General features: G+C 56.6%; 11 protein-coding genes. 5 read left to right on the top strand and 6 right to left on the bottom strand.

The annotated features are described in order from the left end of the window. Window positions 1-156 precede the first annotated feature (156 nt). On the bottom strand, window positions 157-1,323 hold the full coding sequence (dprA, locus tag LOC70_RS01395; RefSeq protein WP_230251469.1) for a DNA-processing protein DprA: 1,167 nt from the start codon (window positions 1,321-1,323) through the stop codon (window positions 157-159). A 289-nt stretch (window positions 1,324-1,612) separates the two neighbouring features. Between dprA and LOC70_RS01390 the strand changes: the two genes are divergently transcribed. The 5 genes from LOC70_RS01390 to LOC70_RS01370 are packed head-to-tail and all read left to right on the top strand — an operon-like array spanning window position 1,613 to window position 7,702. Further along, window positions 1,613-2,509: an AAA family ATPase gene (locus LOC70_RS01390; protein ID WP_230251884.1), complete on the top strand. Its 897-nt coding sequence runs from the start codon at window positions 1,613-1,615 to the stop codon at window positions 2,507-2,509. Between the two features lie 7 nt (window positions 2,510-2,516). Then, window positions 2,517-3,785 carry a DUF58 domain-containing protein gene (locus tag LOC70_RS01385; RefSeq protein WP_230251468.1) on the top strand — a complete coding sequence of 423 codons (1,269 nt, stop codon included), beginning with the start codon at window positions 2,517-2,519 and terminating at the stop codon, window positions 3,783-3,785. Then, entirely contained in the window at window positions 3,778-6,480 is a 2,703-nt protein-coding gene (locus LOC70_RS01380; protein ID WP_230251467.1) for a transglutaminase TgpA family protein, read from the top strand. The genes LOC70_RS01385 and LOC70_RS01380 overlap by 8 nt, the downstream gene beginning before the upstream one ends. Then, window positions 6,477-7,166, top strand: coding sequence for a (d)CMP kinase (gene cmk / locus LOC70_RS01375; RefSeq protein WP_230251466.1), 690 nt, complete (start codon window positions 6,477-6,479; stop codon window positions 7,164-7,166). The genes LOC70_RS01380 and cmk overlap by 4 nt, the downstream gene beginning before the upstream one ends. Then, window positions 7,163-7,702 (top strand): CinA family protein, encoded by a 540-nt coding sequence (locus tag LOC70_RS01370; RefSeq protein WP_230251465.1) that lies wholly within the window; start codon window positions 7,163-7,165, stop codon window positions 7,700-7,702. The genes cmk and LOC70_RS01370 overlap by 4 nt, the downstream gene beginning before the upstream one ends. A 21-nt stretch (window positions 7,703-7,723) precedes the next feature. On the opposite strand, the gene LOC70_RS01365 is transcribed toward LOC70_RS01370, so the two are convergent. From LOC70_RS01365 to LOC70_RS01345, 5 genes are all read right to left on the bottom strand, one after another. Next, on the bottom strand, window positions 7,724-8,125 hold the full coding sequence (locus LOC70_RS01365) for a GNAT family N-acetyltransferase (RefSeq protein WP_230251464.1): 402 nt from the start codon (window positions 8,123-8,125) through the stop codon (window positions 7,724-7,726). A gap of 117 nt (window positions 8,126-8,242) precedes the next feature. Beyond that, the gene (locus LOC70_RS01360) at window positions 8,243-8,944 is read right to left on the bottom strand and encodes a helix-turn-helix domain-containing protein (RefSeq protein ID WP_230251463.1); all 702 of its coding nucleotides are present in this window, start codon (window positions 8,942-8,944) and stop codon (window positions 8,243-8,245) included. Window positions 8,945-9,459: 515 nt separating this feature from the next. Continuing rightward, window positions 9,460-11,220 (bottom strand): glycoside hydrolase family 97 protein, encoded by a 1,761-nt coding sequence (locus tag LOC70_RS01355; RefSeq protein ID WP_230251462.1) that lies wholly within the window; start codon window positions 11,218-11,220, stop codon window positions 9,460-9,462. 423 nt (window positions 11,221-11,643) lie between these two features. Continuing rightward, the gene (locus LOC70_RS01350) at window positions 11,644-12,924 is read right to left on the bottom strand and encodes a Gfo/Idh/MocA family protein (protein WP_230251883.1); all 1,281 of its coding nucleotides are present in this window, start codon (window positions 12,922-12,924) and stop codon (window positions 11,644-11,646) included. A gap of 206 nt (window positions 12,925-13,130) precedes the next feature. Further along, window positions 13,131-14,324: a phosphoglycerate kinase gene (locus tag LOC70_RS01345; RefSeq protein ID WP_230251461.1), complete on the bottom strand. Its 1,194-nt coding sequence runs from the start codon at window positions 14,322-14,324 to the stop codon at window positions 13,131-13,133. Window positions 14,325-14,535 lie beyond the last annotated feature (211 nt).

Genomic DNA, 14,535 nt, shown 5'->3' with positions numbered 1-14,535 from the left:
TCGGCAGCATCTGCCATCGCAAATGAAGCCACATGGATGTCGGATCGACTGAGCCGCACCCACCGGGCGTCGCGAGGACCTTCGGCAAATTGCTGCAAACGGAGGCTTGGAACCAAGGCGGGAGAATAGCGCCGTGGGCCCAAACTGTCAACCTTCTCAGATCCGCGACACGTATTGCCCGCTGAGTCGTCGGACGAAGCGTTTCATCTCTAAAATGCTGACAATCGCGTTGACTCGCGACGCTGGCAATCCGCTGTGATGGGTGACCTCATCCAGAGCGGTTCCGGTCGTTCCAACCGCGGCCAAAACCTGGCGTTCGATCTCGTTGAGTGCCATTTCGCGAGCGTCGCGGATCGGCGTTTCATCCTCGGTGGCCGTCGACTCGGAAACCGGAGCGCTCAGCGGGCCGAGCAACTCCAAAACGTCCTCCGCGTGCTGGACGAGGGTGGCACCATCGCGAATCAGGTGGTGGCAGCCTTGGGAAGCTCGGCTGTTGACCTGTCCCGGCAATGCACCGACCGTGCGACCCATCTCGGACGCGAGCCTGGCTGTGATCAGCGATCCGCTGCGGTTGGGAGCCTCGATCACGAGCGTTGCTTGGCCCAAGGCGGCAATGATCCGATTGCGTTGAGGAAACATGCCGCCGCGAGGTTGAGCCTGAGGCGAGTATTCACTGAGCACTGCACCGCTCTGGGCAATCTCGTCCGCCAAGGGAGCGTTCTCCGCCGGGTAAATCTTTCCCAGACCGCCACCCAGCACGGCAATGGTCCGGCCATCGGCTTCCAACGCACCGCGGTGGGCGGCGGTATCGACGCCGCGGGCCAAACCGCTGACGATCGTCACCCCGGCCCGAGCCAAGTCCATCGCGATGCGGCGAGTTTGTTGAAGTCCATAGGCTGTTGCGTGCCGAGTGCCGACGATGGCCACGGAAACCGAATCGCGGGGCAGCAAATGTCCGCGGCAAAACATGATCGGCGGTGCGTCGTCCAAGTCCAGCAGCGACGGGAGATAGCTCGTTTCGCCGCGCCGGCGAATGTCGACATCGTGAGCCGCACACCACGCAAACACGTCCTCGATGTCCACATGATCGGCAGCGGTTTCGATCACGTGGGCCAGTTTGGGGCCTACGCCGTGCACTTGTGACAAGTTGGCTTTGCCCGCGTTCAAGATGGCTCGCGCCGAACCAAACGCGTCCAGCAACGACGCCAACGTTCGCGGTCCCAACCCCGGCAATAAGCAAAGTTGCACAAGATCCCGCGTGGTGTCTGCATGCGAGTCATCGCCTGACGAAGGTCTCGCATCCATGGGCGAATGCTGGTTCATATTCGGTCTCCCGCGTTACTTGCGTCTTCGCCCGGTGTTGATTTCAACTGGATTCAGCTTCGGTCAATCAATCGACGCCCCGGTGCGATGGGCGAATCGTCAGCTCGCAAACGCGAATTTGTCTCGGTGCCGAAGTGCGGTCTGTCCGATAGAAATGCCTCCGCGAAGCCACTAGCATAGCACTTCTCTTCCAGCGAATTCGTTTGCTCTGTCTCACTGCTCACTAATCACGGTCGACCACATGTCATTTCGGGCCGCGTCCGACTTATGTCAAAATCTTTGCGATAACTTGGCAAAAGTCGTCTTGGGCAAAGACGAGCTCATCGACCTGTTGGTGGTCGCCTTCCTAGCTGGTGAACACGTTTTGCTCGAAGACGTTCCCGGCGTGGGGAAAACACTGACTGCAAAAGCCTTGGCACGCAGTCTGGATGCCAAGTTCACTCGTTTGCAGTTCACCCCAGACTTGCTGCCCAGCGATATCACCGGCAGCACGATTTATCGCTCAGACACGGGGCAGTTTGAATTTGCACCGGGACCGATTTTTGCCAACATCGTGTTGGCCGATGAAATCAACCGCGCTCCGCCACGGACTCAGTCCGCTTTGCTGGAAGCGATGAGCGAAGGCCAAGTGACGGTCGATGGCGTCACGCACGAGTTGCCGAAACCGTTCATGGTCGTCGCGACTCAAAACCCGTTTGAATACGAAGGCACCTACGCTCTGCCCGAAAGCCAACTGGACCGGTTCTTGTTGCGGACATCGATTGGTTATCCCGCTCGCGATGTGGAACGCAACATTTTGACCACGCACCAATCCGGTGAGCCGGTCGATGATTTGCAGTCGATGCTCGGCACCGAAGAGGTTCTCGCGGCGCAGACGAATGTTGGCAAAGTCCGCATGGATGATTCGTTGGTGGATTACTTGCTGAACATTGTGGATGCGACTCGGCACCACGGTGCGTTCCAAGTGGGGGTGTCCACCCGGGGTTTGATCAGTTTCCATCGGGGATGCCAAGCGATGGCCATTCGTCGAGGACGCGACTACGTCACACCGGACGACATCAAACAAATGGCTGTTCCGGCACTCGCCCACCGGGTGCTCGCCGAAGGCATTTTCCAAGGCGGCAACCGACAAGCGGTCGAACAGCAGTTGGCTGATTTGATCGAACCCATTCCAGTGCCGGTTTAGGCCTTCCATGACTTTGCAACGCCGCAACACCCGCAACCGTCTGACGCGACTCGGTTGGCAGTTCATGCTGATCGGTTTGTTTGGACTTCTCGGCGGATCGCTCAACGGGTTGAACTTGTTGATCGTTGTGGCGGCGATGACGTTGGCGGTGTTGCTTGCGCAGTGGCGAGTCAGCCGGTCCACGATCGAATCGGTTCGCGTGGATCGACGCATCCCCGCTGAAGTCTTCGCCGGAAAACCGGCTCGCATCCGGTATCAAGTCAGCAATCGTCATCCGTTGATGCCCCTGTGGATGATCAGTTTGACCGATCGGATCACGCGACTCGGCGCGGAAACGGTGGAGGCTCCATCCACGACACGATCGGGTTCCGCACCCGCCGGTTCGCGGACGATTCATACTGGGGTCGGGATGTTGCTTCCGTCGCAAGCCACCAGTGCCTATCTCGATGTGACGTTTGAGAAACGCGGTCGCTATCGTTTGGATAAATGGCGAGTTTCCACCACGGCACCGTTTTCGCTTTCCACCGCATGGCGTGATTCCGCGGACGAAGAAGAGTTCGTGGATGTCTATCCGCGGTTGTTGGTGCTTCCGCGGTCGTGGCGGCAGCGATTGCCGACCAAGTTGGGCAACGTGTCCTCTTCCGCCCACCGCCAAGGGCATGCGGACGAAGTCTTCTTTGGGTTGCGAGAATACCGTCGTGGTGACAGTCGCAAACACATTCACTGGCGAACAACCGCGCGGATCGGCGATTTGGTCGTTCGGCAGTTTGAGCAACAACGACGTTTGGACATCTGCTTTTTGGTCGATGCGTATTGTCCCGCGTCCGCTGCCGAAGATTCGCCCGAACATCACCAGGTGGAAACCGCGATCAGTTTGGCGGCGTCGTTGGTCGTCCAATTGTTCGGCGGATCGGGAAGCCAAGTCATGATGAGTGTCGCAGGCGAAGAAAACGAAACCTGCGGCGGCGGATTGTCTCGCGAAGCTTTGCGGCGAATGTTGCAAATCTTGGCACGCACGCAGACCACTGCTCAACCGGATCTGAACCGATCGTTGGAACAGGTCGGCAGCGCGGTCAAACATCTGCCTGACCTGGTGGTGCTCAGCCCTCGGCCGCTGGCACAAGTCCTGGCAACAGGGGATAGCCAAGCGACGTTGCTCCGAGAGTGGCAGCAGCGAGGTCGTTTGAATTGGGTCAATCTATCGGGCCGTGACGCCGCAGCTTGGCTCGCGGATTCGTCGGTCGCATCGACGGCGATGGAGGCATTGCATGAGTGAACCTACTGATACCCCGCCAAACAGCGTTGATGCTCTGCCGGAGACGCCGTCAGCCGATCAGGTCGTCGACAAGCCGGGCGAGATGCCTGCGCAGGACGACTCGCCAAGCATGCGTGAGTTGCAAGCGATCGTTCAAACGGTTCCCGATTCGCCATTGCGACTTCGTACCAAGTTCGCGTTCGCCATGGTCACGATGCTGAGTGGATTGGTGATCGGCAGCAGTGGGCAAACCGCGTCGCTGCCAATCATCGCGGTGTTCTTTAGCGTCGTTGGATTCATCTTTGTTGATTGGCTGAAGTTCTTTGCGTTGCCGTCGGTGGTGGCCTATGCCGCGATGGCGATCGCCGCGATTTATAGCGTCTCCGGTTTCATGCAAGACGACATGGCCGTTGGCAACAAGATGGAGTCGGTGGCAGAGTTGCTGGTGATCGCCCAGTCGATCTTGATGTTGCAGGAAAAGACGACTCGACTCTTTGAGCAGTTGATGATTTTCGCGTTGCTGAATTGCGTGGTTGCGGCGGTGTTCAACGATGCGTTCGCTTACGCGATTTTCTTCATTCCGCTGGCGATCGTCGGTGGCATGGCGATCTCGTTGATGGCGGCGGACACGTTGGTCGAGCAAACCCGGTCCTCTGACCAGGACCCCAAACGTTTGCTTGGTTTGCCAGTCAACAGCGACGAGGATCAATCGTCGCCGATTCAGTGGACCAACGTCGCCGCTGTCGATTCGTTTTCGCGAGCTGGATTGAGACTTCCTTGGATGGTGGGCGTGGTTCTGTTCCCCGCTGTCTTGTTGTTTGCAGGGTTGTTCTTCTTTGGCTTGCCACGCCGTGTGGATGCATCGCGTGGCAGTTCCAACGGAGTGGCGATGGTCGGGTTCAGCGAAGACCTCAAAATGAGTGCGATCCGCAATATGCAGCAAAGCACCAAGCGTGCGGTGCGAGTGGATTTGATCGATCGAGCAACGAAGAAGCCGTATCCGGTGGTTGCGGATCTGTATCTGCGTGGTTGCGTGTTGGAGCAATACACGATCGATGCAACCACCAGTTGGCGAGCAACCGCAGTTTCCAAGTCGCCCGCCCGCCCGCTGCCTCCCGAGTTCGTTCCGAATCGTTCGAGCGATTTGAACTTCTATGACCGGGTGAACGTTCGGATCGCTTGTGAGTCGTTGTCGACGGATTCTTTGTTCGCAATCGCTCCGTTTCACTGGACGCCCGGTAGTGACGACTTGATGGTGATCAGCGGCAAAGGCACGTTCGCACGTCGAAATTCGGCTGGCGGTTCCGTTTCCGCTGGGCCACTGGGAACACCTTGGTACCCGCCGGTGACCTATCACATCGGGACCCATGCGTTCCGAAACGGTGTGCAGACGCGTTGGTTGGCTTACCAAACTCCCATGATGAACCGGGCGATCGAATCCGACGAGGAATCGATGGGGCTCAACGCCAACGACCTCAACTACATGGATCAGTTGCTGGAGTACCCGCAGGTTCTGATTCCAACCGCGGACTCGATGGCTCGTTCCATCATCGAGACGTTGCCGGAGAATAAACGGACCACGGTCAACATCGCCGAGGCCATGCAGCGGTACTTGGCATTCAACAATCAATTTCGATACTCGCTGCAGCCCAACCCATCCGCGATGGTGGGGGTGGATCCGATCGAGCAGTTCCTCGCGACCGACCGGCGTGGCCACTGTCAATTCTTTGCTTCCGCGTTGGTGATGATGCTGCGAAGCCAAGACATTCCGGCTCGCATCGTGGTCGGGTACCACACCGATGAGTTCAGCGATCTCGGCCAGTATTTCATCGTCCGTCAAAGCCATGCGCATGTCTGGGTGGAAGCGTTGATTCCTCGCAGTGACATCCCCGTCGGCACTTCGATTTATGGCCAGCCTGAGTCGCCTTATTACTGGTTGCGTTTGGATCCAACACCGGGTGGAGGTGGCTTGGTGGGTGATGAAGCCGGCGGCAATCAGATGCTGGATCTCGCCAAAGATGTTTGGGACGACTACATCATCGAAATGGATTCCAAGCGTCAAGAAACGGCGTTGATGGCCACCCCCGGTTTGGCACCGATGACGGCATCGTACCGGTCGTGGATCGATCGCACGCGTGACTTGGCGATGAAGATCAATTCCGGTGACGTGGAGGGGATCGGCGGCGGTCGGTTGTTCTCTTGGCAGGGCGCCGTGTTGGCGATCGGTTTGTGCGTCTTGGCAATGCTTGCGTTCAAGGTGCGTTTCCCACTTTGGCTTCGTAGCAAACTGCGAAAGCAAGGCGTGGCCAAAGCGGCACGTCCATCGGTGCCGTTTTATGCTGAAGCGTTGGATGTGCTTTCTCAACTAGGAATCGAACGTCGACCCGGTCAGACGCCGGAAGAACTCACGCGAACGTTGATGGCGGGGGCCGAGGGGGCAACGCCGGTCCGTGTGTCGGAAGACGATTCACCACCGACCAATCCTCTGTGGAGTCAATTGCATGGCCCCATGAGTCGATTGACCGAAGCGTTCTACGCATTACGGTATGGTCAGTCCGCGAAGCCCGCATTGGATGCTGGAGCTCCAGCCGATTCTGGGGACCAAGCGTCTGAATCCGTTGGGCGAACAAGCTCCGCCGAGGACGCCATGGCCTCACGGCCCGACATTGCGGATGCCTTGAAGTCTCTTCGTCAAATAGCAAATCACTCATCATGATCATCACCATCGACGGTCCCGCCGGCGCGGGGAAAAGCAGCATCGCTCGTCGGGTCGCCAGTGAATTGGGGTTCGAGTTTTTAGACACCGGGGCGATGTACCGAGCGGTGACATGGGGGGCGATGCAGCGTGGTCTGGGCTGGGACGATGTGGAGCAGTTGGTTGATTTTGCCGGAACGGTCAACTTGGTGTGGCAAGACGATCGTATCTACTTGGATGATCAAGACATCAGTGAAGAGATTCGCACGCCACAGGTGACGGGGAATATCCGTTATCTCGCCGATCCCCCGCCGATCCGTGAGCGAATGAGCGCTCAACAACGCCGCATTGCGGTCGGACGTGACATCGTCACGGAAGGCCGAGACCAAGGGACGGAAGTCTTTCCCGATGCGGAATGCAAAATCTTTTTGACAGCGTCGCCGGAGGAGCGTGCTCGCCGACGCCAGCAGCAATTGGCCGCCGCCGGACGTGTGATGACGGTGGAAGAAATCTTGACCGCCCAGAACCAACGTGATTTGGAAGACCGCATGCGACCGGTTGGCCGTCTGCGTGCCGCCAGCGATGCCATCGTGGTGCAAACCGATGGGATGACGCCCGAAGAAGTGTGCCAAGAGGTGTTGCGTTTGGTTCGCACTTGTTTGCCCGCTCACGCGGCGAATTCTGATTCTGCTGACGCCTCCTCATGACGTCATCAAATTTGGAATCATCTGTGGTGGATGACCCACGCGAGGTTGCGACGGCATTGGTGGCGTTGCTGAAGCGAACCCAAAATCGTCTGATCTTGGCAGAAAGCTGCACCTGTGGCGCAGCCGCTGCAGCGATCGGAAGCATCCCTGGTGCGTCCCAAGTGTTCTGCGGCAGTGCAGTGACTTACCGAGAAACCACCAAACAAGCGTGGCTCGGAATCACCGCAGCCGACTTGAAACAGCACACCGCTGAAAGCCAAGCGATCACCAACGCGATGGCGACTTCGGTCCTGGAACGCACCCCCGACGCCACCATCGCAGCCACCATCACAGGGCACCTCGGCCCCGACGCTCCACCCGCGGTGGACGGCATCCTCTTCATCGCCGTCCTGCAACGCGGATGCGAACTTGAAGCACAACGAATCGTCCTTCGCAGCTCCACCCGCCAGTCCCGACAAACCGAAGCCACCGCCAACCTCCTCACCGCAATCCAACGCTATTTGTCGTTGCCTGGACACATCCCGGCCAACGAATAGCTGCTTCACGATGACTCCTGCTTACCGAAGCCGATGCTTCATCACTCGAAGCCCTGGGCCGCGGGTCACAACAGGAATCAGTTCAAAATCAAAGCGTTGATAAAGCTTCACTGCTGCTTCGTTGGCTTGATCCACTAAGAGCAGCGAGTATTCAGCCGGTTTCTCGCGTCTGCGATTGAGACCATGTGCTTCTGAAATCAGATGATTCATCATTTGGCGAGAGTATCGCCACTGCGCGTCCGGAGGCTGCCCCTGAAACCGATGGTCAATTCCCAGCATTGGAATGTAAAGCAGACTTGTGTAACTGCCGTCGGGCAACGGCCAACGCCATCGAACCGTGCCCACTGAACCGTAGCCGACCACCTGGCCAGTCGCGTTTCGAAAGAGCCAGACCTTGGTGCCATAGTTCGCGATGGACTCCATCGCGTCTGGCCCAAGAATCCACTCCGTGCAATATCGCCCGTGCTTGGTTTAACCCAAGAGAAGCCGACCAAGTCAACTTGGTCGGCTTCACAGAATTCGTCGGCATAAAGCTGGAACTCATTCACCGTTTTGCTTTGCTTCCTTCCATGAAGGCAAGCGTTTACCACGACTGGCCGATTGAGGCTGCGAGTCATCATGCAAAGCGTTCGCCATTGCGTCGCTCATCGCTTGTCCATCGCGACCGAACTCGACAACGGAATCTAGGTAATCAATGACTTCAATGTCCGGCCACAATTCGCGTAGATCAACCTGCAACGCGACTGCAATCTTCTCAAGCGTCGCGCGCTGCGGACGGCACTTGCGATTCAGCATCTGAGAGATCGCTGGCTGGGTGCATTCGATACGTTCGGCAAGTTGTTTCTGAGTGATGTGCTTGGCCTTCATGATCTCTCGAAGGCGATCAGCGAACTGAGCCTCTTGTGAATCCATCTTCTCAACTTCGGCTTTCAGCGCCGGGACCTTCTCTGCGGCCCCTGCTTCGGACTGCGCAAGGTCCATGCCATAGCGGCCCTCGGTGTCGGGCAACAAACGAAACTGATCCAACAGAGTGTGCCATGCCCGGCCCTTGTCACCGGGCAGAGACTTGGGGTCGTCAATGATCGCCATCAGTCGTTCCGAATTGGCCCGAAGCTGATCGCTGCATTCAGTGAGCGCAGCAATGAACGCTTGCTGCTGGGTCCCGTGCAGCGAAAGGATCATCCGCATCAAAGAAGTGTTCGTGTTTTCGAGGGGTGCGCCGGGAGTTTCAGTTGTGCTCATGATGTCGTCTCCACTTCAGGCAATCCAAACGGGTTGTCGTGGCGAATGTGCATCCGCTCCAGCACGACGTTCAATCGCATCTGCATCACGGACAGCAGACGAGCCAGTTAGCGTTTCGCACTGTGCTGGAATTTCAATGAGTTGCAAATAAACCATCGACCAATTATAACATAAATATAAGTTTCCTCGTATGTCTGGCAAGTGTCTGCCGGAATTTTCTCTGGTTCACGGCCCTACCCAGTGCCAGGCCCATGAAACAAATCGCCTCAGAGCGATATTTTCGCCGCAAGACGAATCAATGGGATGACATGATGTGCATTGAACCGGGCGGATACGCAGACAATCTCGGCAACCGGTATGAAGGCCCGTGGCTAGCCCGACAGTAGCTGTTGCTACTGTCTGAGCAACTGACGTCGATCACTCACTCTTGAATCAGTGGGAGATGATGAGGCGGATAAGTGTTGAACCACTTTCTGCTGATGCGGCTGACTTCAATACCAACGTGGTTCCAAAGATCATTCGGTTAAGTTCAGCATCGGCGAGATCATGATCGCGCATCCGCTTCCAGAGCTCATGGTCACTTTCAACTTGCTGCTCGCGGTGACCTGGCGTGACTGGATGACCACCTGCTTTTTGTCGTCTGGATCTTCCGCGTAGATTTTGGCGTCGAACACTCCCGGGCCCAAGAAATCGAGCGGGATGTCCAGACTTCGGGCTTCGTCGACAATCGTTCCCACGAACCACCGATCGCCTTTCCGCCTGGCAATCGTGATGTAGCTCCCGATGGAACCGTGGACCACCTTCGAGTTATCCCAAGTCGTTGGCATCTCCTTCCAGAATTCAAGTTCAGGATAACGATTCTCTGGATATCGATCGGCTTGGTCGTACCAATGCAGGTATTGCAGCGGACTGTAGAACACGACCCCCAAAGCAAGCTGAAACGAACGGCTGACGACACGGCCATTCAAATAACAGGGCGTGTAGTCGCCAGCCCCTGCGATCATGCGAGCAAACGATGTGGTCAGAACATTCTTTGGCGGATTCCCTTTCTCTGGCAATTCCTCATTCCCAAGGATTCCTTCGACGGTCAACAGATGTGGGTAGGTGCGTTCGATCCCGGTCAACCGAAAGTTGTCATGAATATCAACGATAAGTTTGTACTTCGCGGCTTTCTCGATGGAAGCGTACAAGAATTCCATGTCCGACTGGCTCGTCCAGTCAACAAATCCCATCTTGACCCCGCGAATGCCCCATTGCTGATACGTCTGAAATGTTTTGTCCAGGTCGTATCGTGACATGGCAATTTTGTTGATGTAGCAGATCAATCCGATACCGTGCTCATTCGCATAACGAATCGTCTCCTGCATGTCGATCGAATCGATGACCGTCAGTGGGTTCGAATTCGCATCGCGTTCGGGGCCATACCAGCCCGCGTCATAGTGCACATATTGGTAGTTGTTCGCGGCGGCGTAGTCGATGATCGCTTTGGCACCCTTCGTCGTCAGGCTGCTTCGCCAGACCTTTCCAGGTTGGATCCATGATGTGTCATTCAGCTTGGACGGCGGCGACAGGTTCTGAAGCAAATAGTGATTTTCAACTAATGTCCCAGGTTGTTCCGCCACCATGATCACTCGCCAAGGAGTCGTCAGTGACTTGCTTGCTGACACAGTCCCGCTTCGAAACCGCGTGACCAATTGATTCTTACCGGATCGATTCAGCATCATGGGAGCGTAGTGCCCAATGCTTCCAGCTTCTGCGATTGCCACGAAATGCGATCCGGCTTCGACCAGCAGCGGGCGGATCGAACGGCCCGGCATCTCAGAGATTCGCAGCTTCGAATACCGTGCTTGCGGATAATCATCCCAGTAAACAAAGTGATCGTCGGTGAACTGAAAGTGTGTGTCTTCTGATTTCAGCTCCAACTCATCAATCCCTTCCTGCGGAGGAATCGTGTAGCGGAACGCCACCCCTTCATCGTATGCACGGAAGGTTAGCTCAAGTCGAAGTGCCTTCTGATTTCCCCCACGAAGCTGAATGACACATTCGTTGTAGGCATCAGGGTAGGAAGCTCTCGAACCGATCACGGGAACCCAACTCTCGTTCGCCGAATCGGCCTGCTTGCTCTCGACAACGAACCGATCACCGAGTTCGCCTCCATCTAGAACCAGAGAGAGCTCTGAATTCTCAAGAATGGGGACGTTCCGAAACGCGACGCTGTAATGCGGCACCCCATCAAGAAGCGAAAACTGAATCGAATGATCTCCGGATGGAGACACGATCGTTGTCTCTTCCGCTGCCCAGTTGCAGTTCGATATGGAAAGGAACAACCAACATGCAATTGAAAAGGAAACCAGCTTTGGCATTGAGATCATCATTTAGATTCGACAATGGTTGGCACGACCGTTGAGCACTTGCCAGATAGGGGCAAGCGAGGCGAAGGCCAAAGGGGAACAGGCAAAACGATTTTGCCTTGAATCGATGCGGCGACGCTTTGTGATTCAGCCGCTGCACAAAATGGGTGTCGCGATCGGCTCGGAAACCCAGACTTAGATGACAGATAAAACAAACCGCCTGTCACGTTGAATCCAGCGGGCGTTTGCCACCACTCGAAAACGCAGCAAGCACCACATCGGTAGCGCCCGCGAGGGACCTGCTGCGTATGACATCAATCACAGACTGGAAGCTTGTGACACTTGAGATCAGACCAACTTCGTCTTGCCGGGGATCGCGAAAGCGGGTTCGGGAAGCGATGCCTGCATATCCAGGTTCTCGGGGAACAGATCAAGCTTGGATTCGTTGGCGACGAAGTCCCAGCTGACTTGTTTGCCGGTGTAGGCGGCCAGTCGACCGAGCACAGCGGTCAGCGAACTGTCAGCGGTTTCTTTGAACTCGACAATCGGCTTGCCGGCACGAACGCTGTCGACCAAATCCTTGTGCTCTTGTTTGTAAGCCGCCCCCAAGTCGCCTTCCATCGACCACACTTCGTTGCCGTCACGGTCGTGGATCATGGCACCTCGGTTGATCCCGTAGATCGTGCAGATGCCTTTGGATCCGTAGATCACATTGGAGTTATCGCTCTGCGAGTTGGGGATTTGGCGACACATGAATGAGACCAAACGGTTTCCCGGATAGATGTAATCGATGGACATGCTGTCCCACATTTCGCTGCCTTCGGGGCGAGTGAACCGGCCACCGCTCCCGTAGGCTGACTCGGGTGGGCCACCCATGATCCAGTTGATGGCATCAATGTTGTGAACGGCTTGCTCGGCAATCTGGTCACCGGACAACCAAATGAAGTGCATCCAGTTGTAAATCTGATACTCGGTGTCGCTCATGCCCTCTTTTCGAGTCTTGTTCCAAATCCCGTTGCTGCAATAACGAGCGGTCGCGGAAATGATGTCGCCAATCGCACCGTCGTGAATACGTTTGATTGCTTCAACATAGTTTTCTTGTCGTCGATATTGAGTTCCGGTGACGATGGAGGTGCCATTGGCTTTCGCCTTTTCATCCGCGGTCACGCACAATTGATATCCCGCCGGGTCCACGCACGTTGGTTTTTCGGCGAAGACATGCTTGCCAGCATCCACCGCGTCCAGAACCGTGCGGGGTCGAAAACCAGGCGGTGTGGCAAACAGAACGATGTCAACTTCCGGATCATCGAGCACCCGTTTGTAGGCATCGATTCCGCCATGCATTTTGCTGGAATCCACGGCGACTTTGTCACCATGACGTTTGCTCAAAGATTCGCAGATCTTTCCAATCTTTTCGCCTTCCAGGTCAGCGACCGCGACCAAGGAAACGTTGTCGTTGATGGTCAACGAATCATTGATAGCTCCCGTCCCGCGTCCCCCGGCACCGACCAAAGCCAAACGCAGATGTTTGGATGCCGAGCTGGATGAGCTTTCCGCGGGTTCCGCACCGCGGACGGGGCGACCGGTGGTCGAGGCGATGCCCGCGGCGAGTGCGGCTCCGGTGCCCATGAACCGCCGGCGAGAGGCTTCACCGGTCGTCGTCGCGGTTTGAGATTCGCGACGTTGGGAAAAAGTGGATTCGTTGCGAGAAAGCATCTTGGCGGGCTCCTGATGGAGAATGCGAAGGAGGGAAAGATCACAGATCTTCCCCAGTTTAATGCAATCCCGCCAAAGAAGCTCAATTCTCGCGAATCGTTTGGCGACAAAGTCGCGGATCAGGCTTCGTCGAGCAGATCAACGGCGGCAAAGGCTTGGCCTTCCAGCATCGCCAGACTGGCACCACCACCGGTGCTGACATGGCTGACTTGATCCGCGAAACCGAGTTGATCCACAGCAGCAGCACTGTCGCCACCGCCGATGATGCTGATGGCATCGCTATCGGCAATGGCTTGCGCGACCGCTTTGGTGCCTTCGTCCATCGGTGGTTTTTCGAACACGCCCATCGGGCCGTTCCAAACGATGGTCTTGGCCGAGCGAATGACATCGGCGTACTTTTTGGCGGTTTCGGGCCCGATGTCGAAGCCTTCCATGTCATCGGGAATCTCGCCGGCCGAGACGATCTTCTTGTTGCATCCGGCGATGTTTCCGAAGTCGTCGCCACAATGGGTGTCGACGGGAAGGTGCAACTTGTCACCGCCTTTGGCGAGCAGTTCCTTTGCCAATTCGACTTTGTCCTTTTCGACCAACGACCCGCCCACTTTGCCATCTTGTGCGAGTGAGAAGGTGTAAGCCATCGCACCACCGATCAGGACGGCATCGCAGATGCCCAACAGGTTGTTGATCACGTTGATCTTGTCGCTGACTTTGGCACCACCCAAGATTGCCACAAACGGACGCTCGGGGTTTCCGATGGCATCGTTCAAGTACTGAATCTCTTTCGCGACCAAGTGACCGACCACGCGTGGCTTGCCGGCCATCGCTTCGGGAACGGCGACCATCGATGCGTCTTTGCGGTGACAGGTGCCAAATGCATCGTTGCAGTAGGCGTCTGCCATGGCGGCGAGTTTGCCAGCAAACTCAGCGTCACCCTTTTTCTCTCCCGCGTTGTAACGCAGGTTCTCCAGAACCAAGACTTCGCCCGCCTTCAGCGAGTCGGCTTTGGCGGAGGCATCGTCGCCCACGGTGTCGGTTGCGAAATGGACGGGACTGCCGAGCAGTTCGCCCAAGCGTTTGGCGGCGGGGGCCAGCGAGAATTTCTCGTCACCTTCACCGCCGGTGGGGCGACCCAGGTGACTCATCAGAATCAGTTTGCCACCCCGTTCAATGACGCTCTTGATGCTTGGCAACGCCATGCGGATGCGACGGTCGTCCGTGATCGCCAACGAATCGTCCAGCGGCACGTTGAAGTCCACTCGCATGAGGACGGTTTTGTCTTGGACGTCGATTTGATCAATGGATTTCTTGGCCATCGGGCGGGAAACTCCGAGTTGGTGTTGGACGGGGTGATTGCGACGGGCGGAACCCGAGCCATCAGTATTGGTCAGTTGGGCAATTTCGCGAAGGGGCCACCTGAAACCGTGAATTTCGTGGTGTTTTCGCATCTCCGCGAGCCGCGTGACCATCCCAGGCAAGATCTGAGATCTCTTTTCCTCACGTCTCACCATCGTCAGAACCGAAACA

It is taken from the genome of Rhodopirellula halodulae (assembly GCF_020966775.1).
In the GTDB taxonomy this organism is placed as follows: Bacteria; Planctomycetota; Planctomycetia; order Pirellulales; family Pirellulaceae; genus Rhodopirellula; species Rhodopirellula halodulae.
This window is presented reverse-complemented; position numbering and strand designations above follow the sequence as displayed.

Coding starts and splice junctions, on each gene's coding strand:
- dprA (WP_230251469.1), bottom strand. CDS start 1,323: ATGAACCAGCATTCGCCCATGGATGCGAGACCTTCGTCAGGCGATGAC.
- LOC70_RS01385 (WP_230251468.1), top strand. CDS start 2,517: ATGACTTTGCAACGCCGCAACACCCGCAACCGTCTGACGCGACTCGGT.
- LOC70_RS01380 (WP_230251467.1), top strand. CDS start 3,778: ATGAGTGAACCTACTGATACCCCGCCAAACAGCGTTGATGCTCTGCCG.
- cmk (WP_230251466.1), top strand. CDS start 6,477: ATGATCATCACCATCGACGGTCCCGCCGGCGCGGGGAAAAGCAGCATC.
- LOC70_RS01370 (WP_230251465.1), top strand. CDS start 7,163: ATGACGTCATCAAATTTGGAATCATCTGTGGTGGATGACCCACGCGAG.
- LOC70_RS01365 (WP_230251464.1), bottom strand. CDS start 8,125: ATGGAGTCCATCGCGAACTATGGCACCAAGGTCTGGCTCTTTCGAAAC.
- LOC70_RS01360 (WP_230251463.1), bottom strand. CDS start 8,944: ATGAGCACAACTGAAACTCCCGGCGCACCCCTCGAAAACACGAACACT.
- LOC70_RS01350 (WP_230251883.1), bottom strand. CDS start 12,924: ATGGGCACCGGAGCCGCACTCGCCGCGGGCATCGCCTCGACCACCGGT.
- LOC70_RS01345 (WP_230251461.1), bottom strand. CDS start 14,324: ATGGCCAAGAAATCCATTGATCAAATCGACGTCCAAGACAAAACCGTC.